This is a genomic window from Amycolatopsis sp. NPDC051758 (assembly GCF_044453095.1).
In the GTDB taxonomy this organism is placed as follows: Bacteria; Actinomycetota; Actinomycetes; order Mycobacteriales; family Pseudonocardiaceae; genus Amycolatopsis.
In genome coordinates this window covers 1-18,279 of record NZ_JBITCJ010000001.1, presented here as the reverse complement: position 1 = coordinate 18,279, position 18,279 = coordinate 1, and the positions used below count along the sequence as shown (strand labels likewise).

Annotated in this window: 23 protein-coding genes and 1 tRNA gene; 14 read left to right on the top strand and 10 right to left on the bottom strand. The window is 68.6% G+C overall.

Features of this window, described 5'->3' with window-relative positions:
- The first annotated feature begins 82 nt into the window (after nucleotides 1-82).
- From ACIA5G_RS00120 to ACIA5G_RS00110, 3 genes are all read left to right on the top strand, one after another.
- Nucleotides 83-796 carry an ABC transporter ATP-binding protein gene (locus tag ACIA5G_RS00120; RefSeq protein ID WP_395920023.1) on the top strand — a complete coding sequence of 238 codons (714 nt, stop codon included), beginning with the start codon at nucleotides 83-85 and terminating at the stop codon, nucleotides 794-796.
- On the top strand, nucleotides 793-1,527 hold the full coding sequence (locus tag ACIA5G_RS00115) for an ABC transporter permease (RefSeq protein ID WP_395920022.1): 735 nt from the start codon (nucleotides 793-795) through the stop codon (nucleotides 1,525-1,527). Before ACIA5G_RS00120 ends, ACIA5G_RS00115 begins: the two co-directional genes overlap by 4 nt.
- 100 nt (nucleotides 1,528-1,627) lie before the next feature.
- Nucleotides 1,628-2,017 (top strand): SCO5389 family protein, encoded by a 390-nt coding sequence (locus tag ACIA5G_RS00110; RefSeq protein ID WP_395920021.1) that lies wholly within the window; start codon nucleotides 1,628-1,630, stop codon nucleotides 2,015-2,017.
- Here the strand turns inward: ACIA5G_RS00110 and ACIA5G_RS00105 are convergent.
- Genes ACIA5G_RS00105 through ACIA5G_RS00095 form a run of 3 tightly spaced genes read right to left on the bottom strand, consistent with a single transcriptional unit; the run spans nucleotide 1,986 to nucleotide 4,191 of the window.
- Nucleotides 1,986-2,999, bottom strand: a complete 1,014-nt coding sequence (locus ACIA5G_RS00105) for an LLM class flavin-dependent oxidoreductase (protein ID WP_395920020.1) — start codon at nucleotides 2,997-2,999, stop codon at nucleotides 1,986-1,988. The genes ACIA5G_RS00110 and ACIA5G_RS00105 overlap by 32 nt on opposite strands.
- Nucleotides 2,972-3,127 (bottom strand): hypothetical protein, encoded by a 156-nt coding sequence (locus tag ACIA5G_RS00100; RefSeq protein WP_395920019.1) that lies wholly within the window; start codon nucleotides 3,125-3,127, stop codon nucleotides 2,972-2,974. Before ACIA5G_RS00100 ends, ACIA5G_RS00105 begins: the two co-directional genes overlap by 28 nt.
- Complete coding sequence (locus tag ACIA5G_RS00095; protein ID WP_395921824.1) at nucleotides 3,127-4,191, bottom strand: class E sortase; 1,065 nt, start codon at nucleotides 4,189-4,191, stop codon at nucleotides 3,127-3,129. The genes ACIA5G_RS00100 and ACIA5G_RS00095 overlap by 1 nt, the downstream gene beginning before the upstream one ends.
- A gap of 193 nt (nucleotides 4,192-4,384) precedes the next feature.
- On the opposite strand from ACIA5G_RS00095, the gene crgA reads away from it, so the two are divergent.
- Nucleotides 4,385-4,651 carry a cell division protein CrgA gene (crgA, locus tag ACIA5G_RS00090; protein WP_348952508.1) on the top strand — a complete coding sequence of 89 codons (267 nt, stop codon included), beginning with the start codon at nucleotides 4,385-4,387 and terminating at the stop codon, nucleotides 4,649-4,651.
- Nucleotides 4,652-4,721: 70 nt separating this feature from the next.
- Nucleotides 4,722-5,141 carry a PH domain-containing protein gene (locus tag ACIA5G_RS00085; protein ID WP_395920018.1) on the top strand — a complete coding sequence of 140 codons (420 nt, stop codon included), beginning with the start codon at nucleotides 4,722-4,724 and terminating at the stop codon, nucleotides 5,139-5,141.
- Here ACIA5G_RS00085 and ACIA5G_RS00080 read toward each other — a convergent pair.
- A complete protein-coding gene (locus ACIA5G_RS00080) occupies nucleotides 5,138-6,094 on the bottom strand; it encodes a rhomboid family intramembrane serine protease (RefSeq protein WP_395920017.1) in 957 nt (318 codons plus the stop codon). The genes ACIA5G_RS00085 and ACIA5G_RS00080 overlap by 4 nt on opposite strands.
- A gap of 31 nt (nucleotides 6,095-6,125) precedes the next feature.
- A complete protein-coding gene (locus ACIA5G_RS00075; protein ID WP_395920016.1) occupies nucleotides 6,126-6,650 on the bottom strand; it encodes a peptidylprolyl isomerase in 525 nt (174 codons plus the stop codon).
- Nucleotides 6,651-6,805: 155 nt separating this feature from the next.
- Here ACIA5G_RS00075 and ACIA5G_RS00070 point away from each other — a divergent pair, with 155 nt between their 5' ends.
- Complete coding sequence (locus ACIA5G_RS00070; protein WP_395920015.1) at nucleotides 6,806-7,345, top strand: hypothetical protein; 540 nt, start codon at nucleotides 6,806-6,808, stop codon at nucleotides 7,343-7,345.
- Nucleotides 7,346-7,407: 62 nt separating this feature from the next.
- On the opposite strand, the gene ACIA5G_RS00065 is transcribed toward ACIA5G_RS00070, so the two are convergent.
- Nucleotides 7,408-7,860 (bottom strand): DUF6918 family protein, encoded by a 453-nt coding sequence (locus ACIA5G_RS00065; protein WP_395920014.1) that lies wholly within the window; start codon nucleotides 7,858-7,860, stop codon nucleotides 7,408-7,410.
- A 145-nt stretch (nucleotides 7,861-8,005) separates the two neighbouring features.
- On the bottom strand, nucleotides 8,006-8,539 hold the full coding sequence (locus ACIA5G_RS00060; RefSeq protein ID WP_395920013.1) for a DUF2020 domain-containing protein: 534 nt from the start codon (nucleotides 8,537-8,539) through the stop codon (nucleotides 8,006-8,008).
- Nucleotides 8,540-8,644: 105 nt separating this feature from the next.
- Here ACIA5G_RS00060 and ACIA5G_RS00055 point away from each other — a divergent pair, with 105 nt between their 5' ends.
- The 6 genes from ACIA5G_RS00055 (at nucleotide 8,645) to ACIA5G_RS00030 (ending at nucleotide 15,218) form a co-directional block, all read left to right on the top strand.
- Nucleotides 8,645-9,334 (top strand): hypothetical protein, encoded by a 690-nt coding sequence (locus tag ACIA5G_RS00055; RefSeq protein ID WP_395920012.1) that lies wholly within the window; start codon nucleotides 8,645-8,647, stop codon nucleotides 9,332-9,334.
- Between the two features lies 1 nt (nucleotide 9,335).
- On the top strand, nucleotides 9,336-9,974 hold the full coding sequence (locus ACIA5G_RS00050) for a pyridoxal 5'-phosphate synthase (protein ID WP_395920011.1): 639 nt from the start codon (nucleotides 9,336-9,338) through the stop codon (nucleotides 9,972-9,974).
- 51 nt (nucleotides 9,975-10,025) lie between these two features.
- Entirely contained in the window at nucleotides 10,026-11,153 is a 1,128-nt protein-coding gene (locus ACIA5G_RS00045; protein WP_395920010.1) for an SMP-30/gluconolactonase/LRE family protein, read from the top strand.
- A 44-nt stretch (nucleotides 11,154-11,197) separates the two neighbouring features.
- Entirely contained in the window at nucleotides 11,198-12,586 is a 1,389-nt protein-coding gene (locus tag ACIA5G_RS00040) for an alpha/beta fold hydrolase (protein ID WP_395920009.1), read from the top strand.
- An 818-nt stretch (nucleotides 12,587-13,404) separates the two neighbouring features.
- On the top strand, nucleotides 13,405-14,319 hold the full coding sequence (locus ACIA5G_RS00035) for a hypothetical protein (protein WP_395920007.1): 915 nt from the start codon (nucleotides 13,405-13,407) through the stop codon (nucleotides 14,317-14,319).
- A gap of 164 nt (nucleotides 14,320-14,483) precedes the next feature.
- The gene (locus ACIA5G_RS00030) at nucleotides 14,484-15,218 is read left to right on the top strand and encodes a tyrosine-type recombinase/integrase (protein ID WP_395920005.1); all 735 of its coding nucleotides are present in this window, start codon (nucleotides 14,484-14,486) and stop codon (nucleotides 15,216-15,218) included.
- Between the two features lie 64 nt (nucleotides 15,219-15,282).
- Here the strand turns inward: ACIA5G_RS00030 and ACIA5G_RS00025 are convergent.
- Nucleotides 15,283-15,355: transfer RNA gene (locus tag ACIA5G_RS00025), tRNA-Ala, on the bottom strand.
- Between the two features lie 30 nt (nucleotides 15,356-15,385).
- Nucleotides 15,386-15,553, bottom strand: a complete 168-nt coding sequence (locus tag ACIA5G_RS00020; RefSeq protein WP_395920003.1) for a DLW-39 family protein — start codon at nucleotides 15,551-15,553, stop codon at nucleotides 15,386-15,388.
- Between the two features lie 415 nt (nucleotides 15,554-15,968).
- On the opposite strand from ACIA5G_RS00020, the gene ACIA5G_RS00015 reads away from it, so the two are divergent.
- Nucleotides 15,969-16,268, top strand: coding sequence for a PepSY domain-containing protein (locus ACIA5G_RS00015; protein WP_395920002.1), 300 nt, complete (start codon nucleotides 15,969-15,971; stop codon nucleotides 16,266-16,268).
- Between the two features lie 2 nt (nucleotides 16,269-16,270).
- Here ACIA5G_RS00015 and ACIA5G_RS00010 read toward each other — a convergent pair whose 3' ends face one another.
- Nucleotides 16,271-16,453 carry a hypothetical protein gene (locus ACIA5G_RS00010; RefSeq protein WP_395920000.1) on the bottom strand — a complete coding sequence of 61 codons (183 nt, stop codon included), beginning with the start codon at nucleotides 16,451-16,453 and terminating at the stop codon, nucleotides 16,271-16,273.
- Nucleotides 16,454-16,607: 154 nt separating this feature from the next.
- Here ACIA5G_RS00010 and ACIA5G_RS00005 point away from each other — a divergent pair, with 154 nt between their 5' ends.
- The gene (locus tag ACIA5G_RS00005; RefSeq protein ID WP_395919999.1) at nucleotides 16,608-18,185 is read left to right on the top strand and encodes a pentapeptide repeat-containing protein; all 1,578 of its coding nucleotides are present in this window, start codon (nucleotides 16,608-16,610) and stop codon (nucleotides 18,183-18,185) included.
- The last annotated feature ends 94 nt before the right edge of the window (nucleotides 18,186-18,279 follow it).

Here is an 18,279-nt window from a genome sequence, read left to right as displayed (position 1 = left end):
ACCCCCGCGTCAGCAAAACACTACTTGAGCTGGGGTTTCAGCGTCCTTCTGCGCACGGCCGCCAGTTCGTAGCTTCGTAACCATGCCACTCATCGAAGTCACCGACCTCCACAAGCGCTACGGCAACCGGGTCGCGGTCGACGGCGTTTCGTTCACCGTCGAGCGCGGCGAAATCTTCGGGATCCTCGGCACGAACGGCGCCGGGAAGACCACCACCGTCGAATGCCTCCAGGGCCTCCGCCAGGCCGACGGCGGCACGATCTCCGTGCTCGGCCTCGACCCGGCGACCGACCGCGCGGCGCTGACCCGCCGCGTCGGCGTCCAGCTGCAGGAAAGCCAGCTGCCCGCGAAGCTGCGGGTGCGTGAGGCGCTGGAGCTGTTCGCGTCCTTCTACCCGGATCCGGCCGACGTCGACGTCCTGCTCGACCAGCTCGACCTCCGCGACCACCAGCGCGCCTTCTTCGGGAAGCTCTCCGGCGGTCAGAAGCAGCGTGTGTCGATCGCGCTGGCGCTGGTGGGGAAGCCCGAGCTGGCAGTCCTCGACGAGCTGACCACCGGGCTGGACCCGCACGCCCGCCGCGAAACGTGGCGGCTGGTCGAGGGTGTGCGCGCCACCGGCGTCACCGTCCTGCTCGTCACCCACTTCATGGACGAAGCCGAGCGGCTCTGCGACCGCGTCGCGATCTTCGACGCCGGGCGCGTGGTCGCCACCGGCACCCCGGCCGAGCTCCGCGCCGCGGCCGGAGCCTCCACTTTGGACGACGCGTTCGTCTCGCTCACGAGGAGCTCCCTGTGAACACCTTCGCCAAGATCACCGCCACCGAAACCAAGCTCTTCCTCCGTTCGCCGTTCATGGGGATCGCGGGCATCCTGCTGCCACCCGTCCTGCTGCTCGCGATCGGCGCGATCCCGGGCATGACCGAGCCGAGCCCGGCGGCCGGCGGCTACCGGTTCATCGACGCCTGGGTGCCGTCGCTGATCGTCATCAGCCTCGCGATGCTGGCGCTGCAGTCGATCCCGGCCGCCGTCGCGACCTACCGCGAACAGGGTGTGCTGCGGCGGCTCGCGACCACACCGGTGCACCCGGCGAACCTGCTGGGCGCGCAACTGCTGATCCACGTCGTCGTCGCGCTGGCGGGCATCGCGCTCGTGCTGGGGCTGGCCAACGCCGTCTACGACGTGCCGATGCCGAAGCACCCGTTGGCGTTCGTGGCGACGCTGCTGCTCGGCGTGGTTTCGACGTTCGCGCTGGGCCTGATCGCGGCCTCGGTCGCCCGGACGGCGAAGATCGCCGGCGGCATCGCGATGATCGCGTTCCTGCCGATCATGTTCTTCGGCGGTGTGTACCTGCCGCGGCCGCTGCTGCCGGAGGTCGTCCGCCGGATCGGCGACTACGTGCCGCCGGGCTCGCAGCCGCTGCAGGACGCCTGGACCGGCGCCGGTGTGCAGCCGCTTCAGCTGGTCGTCCTCGCCGCCTTTGCGGTGATCGGAACGGCGTTGGCGGCCAAGCTCTTTCGCTGGGAGTGACCACGCCTTCCGCCATATTGGTGATGATCATCGTTTTCTCTTGTGGCGGGGCCACCCGGCCGGTAGCCAAGAGGGTGGCCCTGCTCAAACTGGAGGTTCGATGTCCCTGGACGTGTCACCCGCGCTGCTGGAGAAGGCCGAGCGCGGGGAGGTCACCGACGCCGAGTTCGTCACCTGCGTCAAGGAATCCCTGCCGTACGCCTGGGAGGTCATCACCGGCGTCATCGCCGACGCCGAGGGCGCCGCGGACGGCTTCGCCGACAACGAGACGCCGCCACCGAGCGAGGCCGCCCGCGGGCAGCTGCTGCGGGCGCTGGCCTCGGACGCGATCCGCGGCGGCCTCGAGCGCCACTTCGGCGTCAAGCTGGCCTTCCAGAACTGCCACCGGGTCGCCGTCTTCAAGTCCGATGTGGACGGTGACCGCTACCGCGCGTTCGTCTCGCCGCGCGGCCAGCTGCTCAACCAGAGCCCGGAGCTGCGGGACTGCTAGCCCGCAGCGCGGGCAGCACCTCGGTGCCGATCCGCGCGATGTTTTTGTAAGTCCCCTCCGGCGTACCGGACGCTTCCACGAACATCAGCACGTGGGAGACGCCGGTGCGCCGGAGGCTCGTTTCCAGGGTCCGGACGCAGTGGGCCGCGTCGCCGACCGGGTGGATCGCGCAGAGCCGTTCGGTGTAGTCCCCCGGATCCCGCGTCGGCCCGGGCCGCCCGTCGACCGTGACGTGCGCACCGAGCCCGGCCGCCAGCCACCCGGGCAGCGCCCGGCGGACAACGCCGGCGTCGCCCACCTGGCAGAGCACGGTCGAGACGTGGGCCGCGGGTTTTCCGTAGGCCGCGACGGTGGCGGCTTTTTCGTCGTCGTCCGCGTGCAGTCCCAGCAGCAACGGCAGGTTCCGCGCCGCGGCCTGCCGCACGGCGTCGGACTTCGGCCCGCCACACGCGACCACGACGTCCGGCCGCCGCTCCGGCGCCGGCACGAGAGGGACGTCCCGGAAGGCAAAGTGTCTTCCCCGGGCGTGCGCGCGGCCGGTCGTGGCTTGCAAGAAGACGTCGAGAGTCTCTTCGAAGCCGGTCTCGTAGCGGTCCAGGCCGGTGCCGAACACCTCGAGGTCCTGCCACGGCCCACCACGCCCGACACTCAGCCGCAGCCGCCCGCCGGAGACGGCGTCGAGCATCGCCCACTGTTCGGCGAGCGCGACGGGGTGAGTCGTCGACAGGACGCTCACCGCGGTGCCGACCCCGATCCGCGACGTCCGCCCGAGCACGTGCCCGGCCAGGGTGATCGCCGACGGGCAGACGCCGTAGGGCATGAAGTGGTGCTCGGCGAACCAGACGTCGTCGAAGCCGGCGTCTTCGGCCAGCTCGGCGGCCCGCACCGACCGGCGGAGGACGTCACCGTCCGACTGGCCGGGGAAACGGCCGCTGACCAGGAAGATCCCGAACCTCAGTTGACCGCGACCTCGTTGAACCACAGCCGCGGCTCCAGCCACGGGAAGATCACGAACATCAGCAGCGCGACAACGCCGAGCGCGAGCACCACCGCGATCGTCAGCTTCACCGCGAACGGACCCGGGAACTTGCGCCAGAGCCACCCGTACATCAGGCCTCCCCGATCTTCGAGAGCAGGTCGCCGTAGTCCTTGACCTGGTTCTTCGGCACCTGCTGGGTCAGCACCGAGGTGATGATGAGCCGTTCCTTGGCGGAGAACTGCGGGTGGCAGGTGGTGAGCGTGAGCAGCGCGGCCTGCTGGGCCTTCGGGAGCACTTCGGCGTCCTTGTACGGGACCGGGTTCACCGCGGTGCCCTGGCTCGGCAGCACGACCTTGCGGCCGAACGTCTCGCTGTACGCGCCGCCGTCCTCGGCGTTCGTGTCGCGCAGCGTCGAGACGCCCTTGCACTTCGGGTCGGCGCCCTTGCCGCCGGCCCAGCCCTCGATCTCGTCGTCGTAGGGCAGCACCTTGTAGATGTAGAAGTCGGTGGACGTCTCGATCACGATCTGGTCACAAGAGGAGAGGTTGTCCAGGTCGTTGAACGGGGCGCCCTTGCCGACGCGGTGGCCGGCGACGGCGAAGTTGCCGGGCTCGCCGGGCAGCGACGTGCCCTTGTAGTGGCCGGGGCCGACCTCGAGGGCGACGTCGTCCGTGCCCTCCTGGATCGTGAAGTTGTAGTCGACGCCGAACGTCGGGATGTGGATCCGGGCGAACGCCTTGCCGTCGATCAGCTCGGGGTGCAGCGTGCGGTCGTGCGCCCACTCGCCGTCGAGCTGGTCGCTCGCCTCGGACTGCTTGCCGGCGGAGAACAGGTCGGTCACGTAGAGCTCGTAGACCATGAAGAGCAGCACGACCAGGCCCAGCGTGATGAGGACTTCGCCGGCGGTCCGGATCGCGACGCCGCCCTTGCCGAGCGGCGCCGGGGCGGGCTTCTCCTTGGTCGCGGTGCCACCCTTGCCGACCGGGGCGAAGACGACGGTCTCTTCGGCCGCGCCGGGCGGCGGGGCGGGGCTGGTGTAGCGACGGGGCGGCGGGCCCTGCGGACGCCGGGGCGGCGGGCCCTGGGGCGGCCGCGGCGGCACCTGGCCGCGCGGGGGCGTGGCGGGCGTCCGACGCTGGGGCACCGGCCGCTGTCCGGGGTGTCTGCGCCGGTCGTCATCCGGTCCTTCGCGCATCGTCACGCAAGCTCCTCTCAAGCCGCGTCGAACCCTGGGTGACGCCCTTGTCACGGTGCGGGAAAATCCGACCACTCCCGGCCGCTGCTTTCCTGCGGTCGTTTACGTTAACGTGTGCACGTGGCGCTGGTTGCGCACCCTCAGCGGGACATCGCCACCAGACGAGCCCGAAGAGCACCGCGAGGAACACACGATGCCCAAGTCCAAGGTCCGCAAGAAGACCGCTTACACCCCACCTGCCGACCGGCGCACGCCGGTGAAGGTGCGGGCCGCCGGCCCCACGGGCCTGGCCTGGAAGATCCCGATGTTCGGGTTGATGCTGCTCGGCCTGATCTGGCTGCTGGTGAACTACATCGCCGGGGACAAGATCTCCTGGATGGCCGATCTGGGCAACTGGAACTTCGCCGGCGGTTTTGCGCTGATGATCGCAGGTCTGCTGATGACCATGCGCTGGCGTTGATTATTACTCCGAATGGCGGCTTGACGCCGAATTACACCGGTGTGACTCATCCCCAGTGTGGATAACCCCTGTGGATAACTACCCCACCTCATGGGCACCGCGTCAGGCCGTTGTGGTATCGGCGTGGGCGGTCACCGCGTTGCTGCTGATCGGCGTGGTGGCCGACGCGCTGACCGGCGACCGCGGCGGGCTGGTGCTGTTCGCGCTGGCGGCCGTGGCCGTCGGGGCGTTCGCGACCCACGCCACGCTCGTCCGGCCGCGGCTGGCCGCCGACACCGACGGCCTGGTGACCCGGACGCTGAGCGGCACGCAGCGGCTGCCGTGGGCGCAGACCCGCACCCGGCTCCGCACCACCCGGCGGATGGGCCGCGACGGCGTCACGCTCGAAATCGAGCACGACGACCAGCTGTACGTCTTCGGGTGGCTCGACCTCGGCGAGGACCCGCGCGAAGTCCTGGACGTCCTCAGCACGCTGCGCGCGCGGAGCTAGCCGCAGCTGTAGAGCTCCTGGCCGCGGTACTGGACGAAGTGGCACGTCTGGGCCGCCACCTCGGTGTCCTTGAAGATCAGCAGGCCCACCATGGCGACGACGAGGATCGTGATCCCGGCCACCTGGTAGGTCGTCTGGCGCGTCCTCGGCGCGTAGAGGATCGCCACGGTCACCAGCGCGCCGGTGACCAGGCCGCCGACGTGGCCGAGGATCGAGATGTTCGCGACGCCGAAGGTGATGAACGCGTTCAGCGCGAGCGTGATGATCAGCCCGGTGGGGTTCAGGCGCAGCTTCAGCACGATGACCGCGTACGCGCCCATCAGGCCGAACAGCGCGCCGGACGCGCCCGCGGTCCCGCCGTCGAGGCTGTCGAACAGCAGCACCGCGGTGGACGCGCCGAGCATCGAGACGAAGTAGAGCGCGAGGTACCGGACCTTGCCGAAGACCGGCTCGAGCGCGCGGCCCATCATCCACAGCGAGAACATGTTGACCGCGATGTGGATGGGCCCGTAGTGCAGGAAGCCCGAGGTGAACAGGCGCCACCACTCGCCGGCGCCGAGCGTCGCCTGGCCCCACAGCACGCCGACCTGGAAGACGCCGGACGTCTGGTTGTCGTTGAGGCTGCGGGCCTGGAGGACGGTGACGGCGAAGACGAGGACGTTGACCGCGAGGATGGCCTGCGTCGCCAGGAACGACTCGGACGGGCGCGCGCCGGCGATCGTGCGCACGCCCAAGCCGGCGCCCTGGTAGCCGCGGTGCTGACGGCGTTGTTCCTGGCTGCCCGCGTGGACGCAGTCGGTGCAGTGGAAGCCGACGGGGGCTTCGCGGAGGCAATCCGGGCACGCCGGACGCCCGCACCGGGAACAGCTCAGTCCGGTCGGGCGGTTCGGGTGCCACCAGCACCCGGGGAGGGCGGCTTCGGGTTGCGCGGCGGGGTTCGGCGGTTGGTTCACGATGGAACCAACCTACCGAAACCTCGTGAACTCAGCCCTCGTGGTCGACGGTGACCTTCTCGATCACGATGTCGGTCAGCGGACGGTCCGCCGGCCCGGTCGACGTCCGGCCGATGTTGTCGACGACGGTGCGCGACTCCTGGTCGGCCACCTCGCCGAAGATCGTGTGCCGGAAGTTGAGGTGGGTCGTCGGCGCCACCGTGATGAAGAACTGCGAGCCGTTCGTGCCGGGCCCGGCGTTGGCCATGGCCAGCAGGTACGGCTTGCTGAACTGCAGCTCCGGGTGGAACTCGTCGCCGAACTTGTAGCCGGGGCCACCGCGGCCGGTGCCGGTCGGGTCGCCGCCCTGCAGCATGAAGCCGTCGATGACGCGGTGGAAGATCGAACCGTCGTAGAAGGGGCCGGAGTTCGTGCCCGCCGCGTTCGGCTGGGTGTACTCCTTGGTGCCTTCCGCGAGCCCGACGAAGTTCGCGACCGTCTTCGGCGCGTGGTCGGGGAACAGGTTCAGGTGGATGTCACCCTGGTTGGTGTGCAGCGTCGCTTTCACGCGCTTCATCGTGCCACCGGTTCAAGCTTTCGGGGGGTCCGGGGGGCTTTGCCGGGTGAGTAACCGGGTACTCACGCAGGAAGACGGAGCGAAGCAGCGCGAAAAAGGGCACGATAGGTTACGGGCAACAAAGCAGTGCCAAAACGATTGATGAGGTGAAGGCCATGTCCCGGGCGACTGCCCAGGCCGTCGACGCCGCCGACAAGCTGGTCTCCGAGGGGGCCAAGTCCGGCCGCCGCGTCCAGAAACAGCTGGCGAAGAAGACGGAACTGACCCGCAAGGAGCTCAAGAAGAGCTCGAAGGCCGCCCGCAAGGAGGCCCTCGCCCGGCTCTCCGAGCTGCGCAAGCCTGGCCGCAAGGCCAAGAAGGCCGCCATCAAGGCGGCGAAGTCGGCCGGCGAGTCGAAGCGTCGCGGCAAGAAGGACTTCAAGGCGGCGAAGAAGGACTTCTACGCCGCTGTGGTCGAGGCGAAGGCCGCGGCCAAGGGCACGCGCAGCCGTCGCAAGTGGCCGTGGCTGCTCGGTCTGGTCGTGGTCGGCGCCGGCGCCGCCTACGCCCTCCGCTCGAAGCAGGAGCCCCCGGTCGCGCCCGCGCCGCCGAAGGCCACCCCGCCCGCGCCGCCGAAGCCGGCCGAAGCGGCGAAGCCGAGCCCGACGGCGAACGGGAAGGCGCCGTCCGCGGCACCGGCCGAGAAGAAGAACTGAACACGACACGAAGAGGCCCCCGGGGTGCCCCGGGGGCCTCTTCAGTCGTGCGTGGGGTCTGATCAGACGGCAGCGGCGTGCTTGTCGATCAGCGCGCCGAGGCGGGGCAGCGCCTCCTCGACGTTCTTCTTGCCGTTCGGGCGCAGCTTGCCGTAGACCTTCTTGATGCTGTCGCGGCTGCTCTTCTCCGCGCGCGAGTCGGTGACGCTCAGCAGCGCGTCGGAAGCCTCGTCCGAGCGGCCGACCAGGTAGGCGCCGAAGTCGTTGCCGCCCTTGGCGCGGTAGTCGCCGTAGAACGGCTCGAGCGCGGTGGCGAAGTCCGGCAGCAGCGTGTCGACGGCCGAGGGGATGATGCCCGGCTTGATCTTCTTGACCGCGGCGAAGCCGGTCTTGACGACGGCACCCGAAACGCCGCCCTTGTCGGAGACCTCGGCGTCGACGAGGTCTCCGAAGTCGGTCACGACCGCCGGGCGACGGCTGGAGTCGAGCAGGATGTCCTTGAGGGTGTCAGCCACGAATCTTGTCCTTTGTCGTTGCAGAGTTGTGCCCCGCCCCGGGGTGGGGATCCCCCGGTGGCTGCGGTGCGCGAGTCCACGAAGCCTGCGCGTGACGCACAGGGTAATACAAGATCAACATCACTCACCCGTGTGGAGGCGCTACCTAGAGCTTCAGGGCGGCGATAGCCTTCTTGACCACTGTGCGTGCCTTCACGCTCTGTTTCTGGTTGGTCGTCGCGATGACGGCCGCATCCCCCTTCGCCACCGCGTAAACGGCGCCGTCGTCGGACGACTGGTAGCCGCCCTTCCAGCCGGAAGGGTCGCTCGCCGGGTTTGTCGAGTCGACCGGCGCGGCCTTGTTGACCAGCGCCGTGGCCGTCGCCGGATCCCCGACGTAGACACGGACGGTGAGCTGGATCTTCCCGTCCGGGCGGTAGAAGAAGCACGCCGGGTGCGGCTGGTCGGCCGACACCCGGACCTTCGACACGTGCTGGCCGTTCGACTCGGCCACGAACTCTTTGTCGAGGTACGGGCAGTCCTCGGTCGCCCCCGGCTCGGGGTCCGGTGGCAGCTGGGCGCCCGCGGCCGTTCCGGCGGACGCCGACGGCGGGCTGGGGGTCGCGGTGCCGGTCACGATGGTGGCGCTGCAGCCGGCCAGCAGGGCCACGGCGGGCGCGAGAAGTACGAGTCGTCGCATAGCGCGCACAGTCAACCATGAAGCATGTGTGAAAACCGCTGGCTGAACTCGCCGTGACCGCCCGGCATGCGACGATGGCCGTGTCTCGACAAGGGAGGTCCCGGCGTGCTCACCCCCGAGCAGTACCTCGGCGTGGTGGCCGAACGCGTCCAGCGCTCCGGCGGCCGGCTGAACTCCGTGCAGATCGGGCCCGCGACGGCCGTGGTCGGGCTGTTCACCGAGTCGGTGATGCTGACGACGATGAACTACTGCGTCGTCGCCGCGCCCGTCCCCGAGGTCAGCGCCGCCGCGTTGTACGACTTCACCGCCCGCGCCACGCAGCACGCCCGGGCGAACATGATCGGCACCATGGGCTGGACCGCGGGATCGGTGGTGATCGCCGGGCTCGTCGCCCCGCGCGTCTACCCGGACGCCGCGCAGGCCGCGTCGGCGAAGACGAGCAACCAGTTCGGCGGCGAGACGCGGATGGTCGCGGTGGACCTGACGGCCGGGCAGACGTACGCGTTCACCGGCGGGAAGGTCTGGGGCGCCGCGATGCACGGCGCGATCCGGGCCAAGCTGACGTTCTGCTTCCCGCAGCCCGCCGAGGCCTACCAGCAGGCGCAATGGCAGGCGCAGCAACCACAGCCGCCCCAGCAGCCGGCCCAGCAGCCACCACCACCGGGCTGGCAGCAGCAGCCGCCGATGGCCGCGCCGCCGGTGCCTCCGCCGCCGTACGCGGGGCAGCCCGGGCCGCAGCCGCCGGTCTACCCACCGCCGGGGCACCCGCCGCAGCAGGGGCCGTACGGTTACTGACATGGTGGCGTTGCGCGGCTGGCCGTCGTTCCCCGAAGAACTTCCCGTGTTCACGCCGGAAACGGCGCCGGCCGACCCGCAGGAGCTCTTCCTCGAGTGGCTCACCGAGGCCGGCGAGCACGTGCTGGCGCCGCACGCCGTCACACTGTCCACAGTGGACGCCGATGGCGCGCCCGACGCGCGCGTGGTGATCCTCAAGGACGTCGGCCCCGGCGGCTGGGCGGTCGCCACCAGCTCGGAAAGCCCGAAGGGGCTGCAACTGCGGAAGGATCCGCGCGCGGCACTGACGTTCTTCTGGCCCGGCCGCGGCCGGCAGGTCCGGCTGCGCGGGCCGGTCTCCCCCGCCGCGCCCGAGGTGTCCGCCGGGGACTTCCTGGCCCGGCCGCCCGCTTCCCGCGTCGAAGCGTTCATCGGGCACCAGTCGCAGGTGCTGCGCGACCCGGCCGAACTCGACACCGCCGCCGCGGAAGCCGAGCGGTGGGTCGAACAAAACCCCGGTGTGGCCCCGGAAACCTGGACGCGGTACCTGGTGGACCCGGACGAGGTCGAGTTCTGGCAGGCCAGCCACGACCGCCGGCACGTGCGGCTGCGGTACCGGAAGGCCGACGGCGGCTGGGTCCGCGAGCGCCTCTGGCCTTGACGGCCCGGGCGCGGCGGCGTAGGCAGGAAATCCGACAAAACGGAGGCCCTGATGCGCCGAACCGTCGTCCTCACCGCCACCATCGCGCTGTCCGCCGGGCTGTTGTCCGGCGCGTCCGCCGGTGACATGACCGCTTCACACCACCCCGCCGTGTTCGAGACGGTCTTCGCCGCCCCGCTCGGCATCGAAGGCCTGACCACCGACGGCCGGGGAAACCTCTACGCCCCGGCACGCGGCGCCGACCCCTGTCCTGTTTACCGCGTCGCCGCTTCCGGCGGCCCGGCCGCGGTGGTCGGCACGATCCCGGCGCCGTGCAGCCCCGCGGGTCTGACGTTCGACCGCCGTGGCCGGCTGTACGTCGCGAACGCCGACACCGTGGTGTCGTTCGTGCCGGACGCGGCGAACCCACCGGCGGCAACGGTGTTCACCAGCGGCGTCCCGGGCGCGAACGGCGTCGCGTTCGACCAGTCCGGCGCATTGTGGATCTCCGACGGTGTGACCGGCCAGGGCCGGGTGTGGCGGGCCGGCGCGGACGGCGTCGCGGCGGAGGTGTTCCGCGTGCAGCCGATGGTCAGCGACGTCATCGCCGGCGGGGTGGGCCGGGACGTGCGCGGCCTGCCGCCGGGCACGGTCACGATCACGCCGAGCGGCCGGACCGCGGCGGACACCGCGGGTTCGCAGCACCTCGTCGCGAACGGCCTGGCGTTCACCGCGGACGGCACGCTGCTGGTCGCGGACACCGCGCGAGGCGCGCTCTGGCGCGTGCCGATGGACCGCTCGGGCCGGCCACGCGCGGCCACCGGGTGCGACGCCGCGTTCCCGGCGAACACGTTGTGCTTGGACGACATCGAAGTGCAGCACCCGTACCTCGAAGGCGCCGACGGGATCGTCCTCGACCGCGCGGGCAACGTCTGGACGGCGGCGAACGAGCGCAATGCGATCGTCCTGGCCCGGCGCGACGGCCGCGTCGTCGAGTACTTCCGCAACCCGGCCGATCCGGCGTCGAAGCTGCGCAACGGCGGACCGCTGGAGTTCCCGACCAGCCCGGTGCTGCTGCCGGACGGCCGCCTGTGCGTCACGCAGTCCGACGGCAGCCGCCGCGACAACGCACCGAACACGGCCGGCGAAGCGAGCCCGACGGGAGCGGTGCGCGGGAAGATCTCCTGCGTCAAGCCCTGATCGGGGGTAGACCGCACGCCGGCGGCTGTGCGCATGATGCAGTCATGCGCTCGAAGATGCTGACCGCCGGGCTGGTCCTGGCGCTGACCGCCGCACTCGGGGGTGTGGCCGTGGCCGACGCGCGTCCTGGGGGACGACCGACGCTGACGGACCCGCATCCGTGCCCGGGCCAACCGGGCTTCACCTGCTCGACGCTGACCGTGCCCTTCGACCACACCGGCCGGGTGCCGGGCACCCTCGACCTGCCGGTCGCGACGTCCGACAACGTGTCCGCGCCGAAGGGCGTGCTGCTGTTCCTGACCGGCGGGCCCGGGCAGGGCGGCGTCGGCACCATCACGCGGATCGCGACGCAGCGGCTGCCGGAGGTCGCGAAGGACTACCGGTTCGTCATGCTCGACCAGCGCGGCACCGGCGCCGGTGCGCTGAACTGCCCGGGCCTGCAGACCCAGGTGGGCAGCTCGGACATCGCAACGCCGACCCGGGACGCGGTCACCGAGTGCGCGCGCATCCTCGGCACCACGGCGCCGCTGTACTCGACCGACCAGAGCGTCGCGGACTTCGACCAGCTTCGGCGCGCACTGGGCGTGCCGAAGATGGTGGTCGACGGCGTCTCGTACGGGTCGTTCACGGCGGCGCGATACACGATTGCGCACCCGGGGAACGTCAGCAAGGTGGTGCTGGATTCCGTGCTGCCACACCACTCGACCCCCTCGGCGACGCTGTACCTGACGGGCTTGACGGCCGAGGCAAGGGTGTTGCGCACGGCGTGTGCGGCGGCCCCGGCCTGCGGCTTCGACCCGGCGGAGGACCTCGCGTGGGTGGTGCGCCACCGCAGCCCGGCCGAAGGTGTGAAGATCTTCGACGCGATCGTCGCCTACGAGTTCAACGACCCGACGTACCGATCCCCCGACGCGGGCGACGTCATCGGCGCACTGCACGCGGCTCGCGGCGGCGCACCGGAGTGGCTGGATCAGGTGGTCGAGGGCTACACAACCGAGGACGTCGCCCCGGCGGACTACAGCTCAGGCCTCCACGCGGCGACGCTGTGCGCGGACCAGCGCTTCCCGTGGGGCACGTCGGCAACACCGGTGGCCCTGCGGCAGCCGCTGTTGTCCTTGGCCGCGCGTGCACTACCGGCGTCGGCAACTTGGCCGTACACAACGGAAGTGGCGACGCGGCAGGGTTTCATCCAGGGCTGCCTGCCATGGCCGGCGGAGCGCGTCGGCTCGAACCCGGCTTCAGGGCTCCCGAACGTCCCGGTGTTGCTGCTGAACGGCGATCGTGACCTGTCGACGCCGTTGGAGTGGGCGCAGGAGGAGGCTCGTGTTGCACCGCAAGGAAAGCTGGTGATCGTGCCGGGCGAGGCCCACTCGATCCAGAACCGCGAACGCGGCCACGCGGGCCGGGACGCGGTGATCAGTTTCCTGCGTTGATTTCGCCGGAAGAGGGCCTGCTTCGCGCCGGCCCTCTTCCGGGGTTGTGGAGCTGAGGGGAATCGAACCCCTGACCCCCGCCTTGCAAAGGTGCGAACCGGTTTCGCCGGCGAGCTGCAGAACTCGTATTGCCTGGTCAGCAACGTGCGCTGCCCGATGTTCCCTGCTCGCTTCCCCGGCAACGGGCACGCGGGGGGCACGACAAGTACAAGAGGCTGAACCAGGGATCCGCGTCCCTGGTTCAGCCTATTTTCGCTGCTCGTGACTGGAGAGACATAGTAGTAGAGTGGGAAAATTGTTGTCGCCTTCGGTGTCACTCACCTGTCACACCTAAACGCGCAGGTCAGACTAGGCGGAGTGACAGGTGTGACAGCGTCGACACCCCGCAGGTGTCACTCTCCTGAACGCCAGGCGTGAGCGCTCTAACCGCCGACGGAGACAGCCATCGTCCAAAAACCGGCTCTCAGAGCGCCTACGACGGTATCCGGGCCGGATCCATCGCCGTCATCATCGTCAGCCGCGTACGGCGGTCTCAGGCAGCGAAATTCCGGCTATCGCCGGGGCTGTAGGCGCACTCAGCGTGCAATTGCCGTCCAGAAGCCTTCGCATGCCACCCGGCTGCCGAGCCTTGTCGCTTGCTCTCACACTCGGGCTGCGGCCTGCTCTACAGGCCATTCCGAGGCAGACTGGCCGGTGATGACCAGAAGGATCAGACCTCTTGATGGCGAGTAATTGATCAAGACCTAACGGAAGTCATCTCAACCAGCGCGCCGGATGCCCCCGCGCTCCTCGTTGTCACACCACTAAGATGACCGCGTATGAGGGTATTTTTAAGCTGGTCCGGCGACTATAGTCGCCAAGTTGCCGCCGCCGTAAAGGGATGGCTTCCCTACCTGATAAACGAAGTTGAGCCATTTATGTCGTCCAGCATTGAGGCGGGAACTCGCTGGCAGGCGGAGATTTCTACGCAGCTTGAAGCGACAGACTTCGGAATTATCTTTGTCACGGCGGACAATCAGGCAAAGCCGTGGCTGAACTTCGAGGCAGGCGCATTAGCGAAGTCGGTATCTGCAAGTCACGTCGTACCTCTTGCGATCAATCTCGGCTTGGCCGATATAGAGAACCCGCTCGGTCAATTTCAAGGACAGATTCTTGATGAAGCTGGAATGAAGAGCATTGTGCGAGCCTTGAATGCGGTCGCACAGAAGCCGCTCGATGACGGCATGATTGACAAGCTTCTAAGCAAGTGGTGGCCAGAACTTCACGAAGAGGTGGAGGCGATAAAGTCTGGCCCACTCGCTCAAACTGCTCTTATTCAAGCCGAGCGACCAGAGCGGGAAATCCTAGAGGAACTCTTGGCGACTGTTCGCGGCCTGGATCGCTCGCAGCGTTCAATTTCCCATGACGTTGACCAGCTAAGCAGGCAAGCCAGGGTCGACATTCGATCAGATCCCGGTTTTACTCGCCATGCACGGCTCTTAGGTCAGCGAGAATTCAATGAATTCGTGAATTTGAGAATGAAAAACAGGGTCGATCTTGACGACTACGTAACCAGCGTAGGGCCGGGCGGCTACTCGATCTGGTTTAGATCTCCTCCAAATAGGATGGCAAGGAGGGCAATCGACCTCATCGAACGTGAGATTGGCGCAGAAATCATAGTGGACGTCAACCCGAAGTTCTTTAACCAGATCCAGGAGATTAACGAGGAGGATACCCCCGATGAAATGCAGTAGTCGAGTTGTCGAGCCCTAGCGTTCACAACATTGGAGAACGCACCGTCTCAGCGAGTTTGGCCCTGTTCGACGGTGGCGGTGCGTTCCAGTTGTAGAGACTAGTGGCGAAGGCGTACCGGTTGCTTCGCGCGATCTACAACACGGCGGTTGAAGAGGACCGGATCGTGAAGCGGAACCCGTGCCGCATCAAGGGTGCTGGCGAGGACAACTCAGCCGAACGGCCGGTGCTGACGATTCGCCAGGTGTTCGCCGTCGCCGACGCGATCCAGCCGCGGTATCGGATGCTCATCCTGTTGGCGACGTTCGCGTCGCCGCGGTTCGGCGAGCTGGCGGCGCTGCGCAGGCGAGACGTCGACCTCGAACGTCGCGAGATTCGCGTGCTGCGCTCGCAAGCAGAACTGCGGGGTGGTTCGACGATCAAGGGACCGAAGAGTGAGGCCGGAAAGCGTCGCGTGGCCGTTCCGAAGGCGATCGTGGGTGACCTGCGCGAGCACATCGCGCGGTACGCCGAGCCGGGCGCGGACGGTCTGGTTTTCGTTGGCCCGCAGGGTGGTCGGCTTCGCAGGCACAACTTCCGACGGTTGTGGGTCAAGGCTCGAAAGGATGCGAAGATCCCGGATGACGTCCACTTCCGTGACCTCCGGCACAGCGGGAACGAGCTGGCTGCCGAAGGTGGCGCGACGACGCGGGAGCTGATGGCGCGGATGGGCCACTCGACCACGCGGGCAGCGCTGATCTACCAGCGCGCGCGGCGCGAGCGTGACCACACGATCGCCGACGCGATGAGCGGCAACATCGAGCAGGCCCGGCGACGTCCGCAGGGCAAGAGGGCTCGAAAACGTGCCCGCCAGCGGGGCGAGGGGCACGCAGGGGGCACGGCGGGCAACACAGCCGCCTGATACGACGAAGGCCAGGCCGGCGGAAACACCGCTTGACCTGGCCTTTGTCACGTCCCTGGGGTTGTGGAGCTGAGGGGAATCGAACCCCTGACCCCCGCCTTGCAAAGGCGGTGCTCTACCAATTGAGCTACAGCCCCGGGCGCGAGCGGCGAACCGCCCGCGAAGACTCAGTTCTGGGACGCGCTCGCCGGCTTGGCCGGGGTCGTGCCGTTGCTGGAGGGGACCGGTGCGGTCGCCTCGCGCCAGAGGTCGGCTTCGGCCTTGGCCGCCTTGTTGCGCTTCACGACGAACAGGACGCCGCCCGCGATGACCGCGAGTGCCAGCAGCTTCTTCACCGAAGCCCCCTTCTCAGCTTGCTTCCCTTACCCCGTGATGTTACTGCACCGGCACGAACCGGCGTCGGGGGCCGTGGTTCCACGTGGAACCACGATCTTGCCGGTAACGCACGTCACACGCGCGGGGAAATACCGGACCCGGTGATCCTGTTGTACCCAGTGGTCGGTGCGCCCACCGTGTCCCCCGGGCCTCAACCACTGCCTTCGCGGAGTTCCGTCCGGCTGGAGCCGCGATGCGCCCACCGCCGAGAGGCGACCGTGGCGCGTGCCGACCGTGACTGCTCAGCCCTGCCGGCCTTCTCTTCCCGGCAGGGCTGACCTGTATCCGGGAGATTTCAGGGTCGGGCCCTGATGTCGTCACCTTCTCGCGAAGACACCCTCGGAGGGGTAAGTCGTCAACGGAAGGAGTCCTCTCATGCGAGCCGTGCTGATCGCCGGTGCCGCTGCCCTGCTGGTCGCGACCGCCGCGTGCAGCTCGTCGACGCCGCCTGCCGCCCCGGCTGCTCCGCCGGGGAGCGCGCCCCACGCGGTCGACCAGACGGAAGCCGCCCGGATCGCCACCCAGAAGTACGGCGGCCGATCGCTGGGAGTCGAGCAGGACACCGCGCAGGGCCAGCCCAGCTGGGAGGTCGAGCTCGCCGACAGCAACCAGGGCCGCATCGAGGTCGACGTCGCCCAAGGCACGAGCGCGGTACTCACGATGGAACGCGACTGACGTCAGGGGAGGTTCAGATAGCTGCCCTGGTCACCGACCTGCGGGTTCTGCGCCAGGTCATCGCGGCGCGCTTCGCCGAGGCCACCCGCGATCCGTTTGCCGCCGCGGCCGTGGTCCCGCAGGTCCGCCATCAAGGCGATCGCGAGCAGCGCCACAATCGCTATCCCGAAGACGATCCAGCCCATGTGGGCCCCCCTTCGTCTCCACCAAGGTAAGCCGGGGAGACGGGGATGGCGCCCGCACTTGAGCGAGATTTAGGGCTGCTTAGCCACTCTGTAGTCCTCTCTTATAACCCCACTCTGGTGTAGCACCAGGTGGCTCGACGGCGACTGACCGTGCGTGACGAAGCGGAAGCCAACGCTGCCTCGCCTGCCCGCGCTGGACTGGGCGCCGGCGCGCGGAGCGCTGCTGCTCAGCGGGGCCGCACTGTTGGCCGGGATGACGGTGCTGTTCGGGTGGGTCGACTGGCCGGCGTTGGGCAGGTGGGCACGCCCGCACGCAGTGCCGCTAGCCCTGTTCGCTGCTGCCGGAGTGGGTATGACCGCCGCTGGTTGGCGGCTGCGAGGACAGCATGCGCCGCGGACACGGGCCTCAGGAATGAGCTGGTGGGTCGTCGCCGCTGCCGCGATCGTGGTGGTCGTCGTGGCCTGGGTTGCGACCAACTGGCTGCTGGGCGAAGCCACCGCGGCGAAGGATCCTGGTGCCGCACGGGTCGATGCGATCAAGACGGGGCTCGGCATCGGCGCCGGCACCACGGGCATTTTCGCGCTACTGCTGGCGGTGCGGCGGCAGTGGCACAACGAGAGCGACGCGACCGAGAAGAACGTCACCGAGCTGTACACCAAGGCCGCCGACCAACTCGGCTCGATTGAGGCCCCAGTGCGCCTGGCTGGCCTCTACGCTCTCGAACGGCTCGCCCACGACAATCCTGAGCAGCGGCAGAGCATCGTCAACGTCATCTGCGCCTACCTGCGCATGCCCTACACGCCTCCCAGCTCTGCCCCGGCGGCCGACAGCGTGGAACACCAGGAATGGATTCAAGAACGCGAAGTCCGACTTGCTGGCCAGCGCATCCTCACCGATCACCTTGCCCCGCAGAACCGCCGGAAGTTTTGGGCCGACATCGACCTCGACCTCACCGACGCGCACCTCATCGACTTCACCCCGAGGAACTGCCGACCACGGATCGGCCGTTTCAGCGGCACCACCTTCACCGGCGACGCCTTTTTCGACAGCGCGACTTTCACCGGCAGCGCCTTTTTCGACAGCGCGACTTTCACCGGCGACGCCCTGTTCGACAGCGCGACCTTCACCGACCAAGCCTGGTTCCGCGGCGCGACCTTCACCCGCGAGGCCTGGTTCGACAACGCGACCTTCACCTGCGAGGCCTGGTTCGACAGCGCGACCTTCACCGACCACGCCTGGTTCAATGAAGCAGCCTTCACCGGCGACGCCGCGTTTGGTGGCGCGACCTTCACCGGCAACGCCCTGTTCGACAGCGCGACCTTCACCGACCAAGCCTGGTTCCGCGGCGCGACCTTCACCCGCAAGGCCACGTTCTATAACGCGACCTTCACCGACCACGTCTGGTTCCGCGGCGCGACCTTCATTCGCAAGGCCTCCTTCGACAACGCGACCTTCAGCGGCCAGGCCGTGTTCGACCGCGCGATCTTTACCAGCGAGGCCACGTTCGACAACGCGACCTTCAGCGGCGACGCCTCGTTCGCCAGCGCGACCTTCACTGGTGCTCTCCCGACGATCGATCGGCGACTCGCTGAGAAAGCTGTATTCACCAACGTCATCCTCACCAGCTATTCGCAGGACCGTACGACCGTTTCGGGCATCGTCGTGGACGTGCGTGGGCAGGCAACTGCCGATGAAGCCGAGGTCTCCCGGGAGCCACAGTCACCCGCATAGTCACTCAGGTCACGCAAAAGCCCGGTCCGCGAGACGCGAACCGGGCTTGACCTGCGTGGGCCTACCAGGACTTGAACCTGGGACCTCTTCGTTA

Excerpts from the sequence above, each read along its gene's own strand:
- ACIA5G_RS00120 (WP_395920023.1), top strand. The coding sequence starts at position 83 with ATGCCACTCATCGAAGTCACCGACCTCCACAAGCGCTACGGCAACCGG.
- ACIA5G_RS00110 (WP_395920021.1), top strand. The coding sequence starts at position 1,628 with ATGTCCCTGGACGTGTCACCCGCGCTGCTGGAGAAGGCCGAGCGCGGG.
- ACIA5G_RS00100 (WP_395920019.1), bottom strand. The coding sequence starts at position 3,127 with ATGTACGGGTGGCTCTGGCGCAAGTTCCCGGGTCCGTTCGCGGTGAAG.
- ACIA5G_RS00095 (WP_395921824.1), bottom strand. The coding sequence starts at position 4,191 with ATGCGCGAAGGACCGGATGACGACCGGCGCAGACACCCCGGACAGCGG.
- crgA (WP_348952508.1), top strand. The coding sequence starts at position 4,385 with ATGCCCAAGTCCAAGGTCCGCAAGAAGACCGCTTACACCCCACCTGCC.
- ACIA5G_RS00075 (WP_395920016.1), bottom strand. The coding sequence starts at position 6,650 with ATGAAGCGCGTGAAAGCGACGCTGCACACCAACCAGGGTGACATCCAC.
- ACIA5G_RS00070 (WP_395920015.1), top strand. The coding sequence starts at position 6,806 with ATGTCCCGGGCGACTGCCCAGGCCGTCGACGCCGCCGACAAGCTGGTC.
- ACIA5G_RS00060 (WP_395920013.1), bottom strand. The coding sequence starts at position 8,539 with ATGCGACGACTCGTACTTCTCGCGCCCGCCGTGGCCCTGCTGGCCGGC.
- ACIA5G_RS00050 (WP_395920011.1), top strand. The coding sequence starts at position 9,336 with ATGGTGGCGTTGCGCGGCTGGCCGTCGTTCCCCGAAGAACTTCCCGTG.
- ACIA5G_RS00045 (WP_395920010.1), top strand. The coding sequence starts at position 10,026 with ATGCGCCGAACCGTCGTCCTCACCGCCACCATCGCGCTGTCCGCCGGG.
- ACIA5G_RS00040 (WP_395920009.1), top strand. The coding sequence starts at position 11,198 with ATGCGCTCGAAGATGCTGACCGCCGGGCTGGTCCTGGCGCTGACCGCC.
- ACIA5G_RS00035 (WP_395920007.1), top strand. The coding sequence starts at position 13,405 with ATGAGGGTATTTTTAAGCTGGTCCGGCGACTATAGTCGCCAAGTTGCC.
- ACIA5G_RS00015 (WP_395920002.1), top strand. The coding sequence starts at position 15,969 with ATGCGAGCCGTGCTGATCGCCGGTGCCGCTGCCCTGCTGGTCGCGACC.
- ACIA5G_RS00010 (WP_395920000.1), bottom strand. The coding sequence starts at position 16,453 with ATGGGCTGGATCGTCTTCGGGATAGCGATTGTGGCGCTGCTCGCGATC.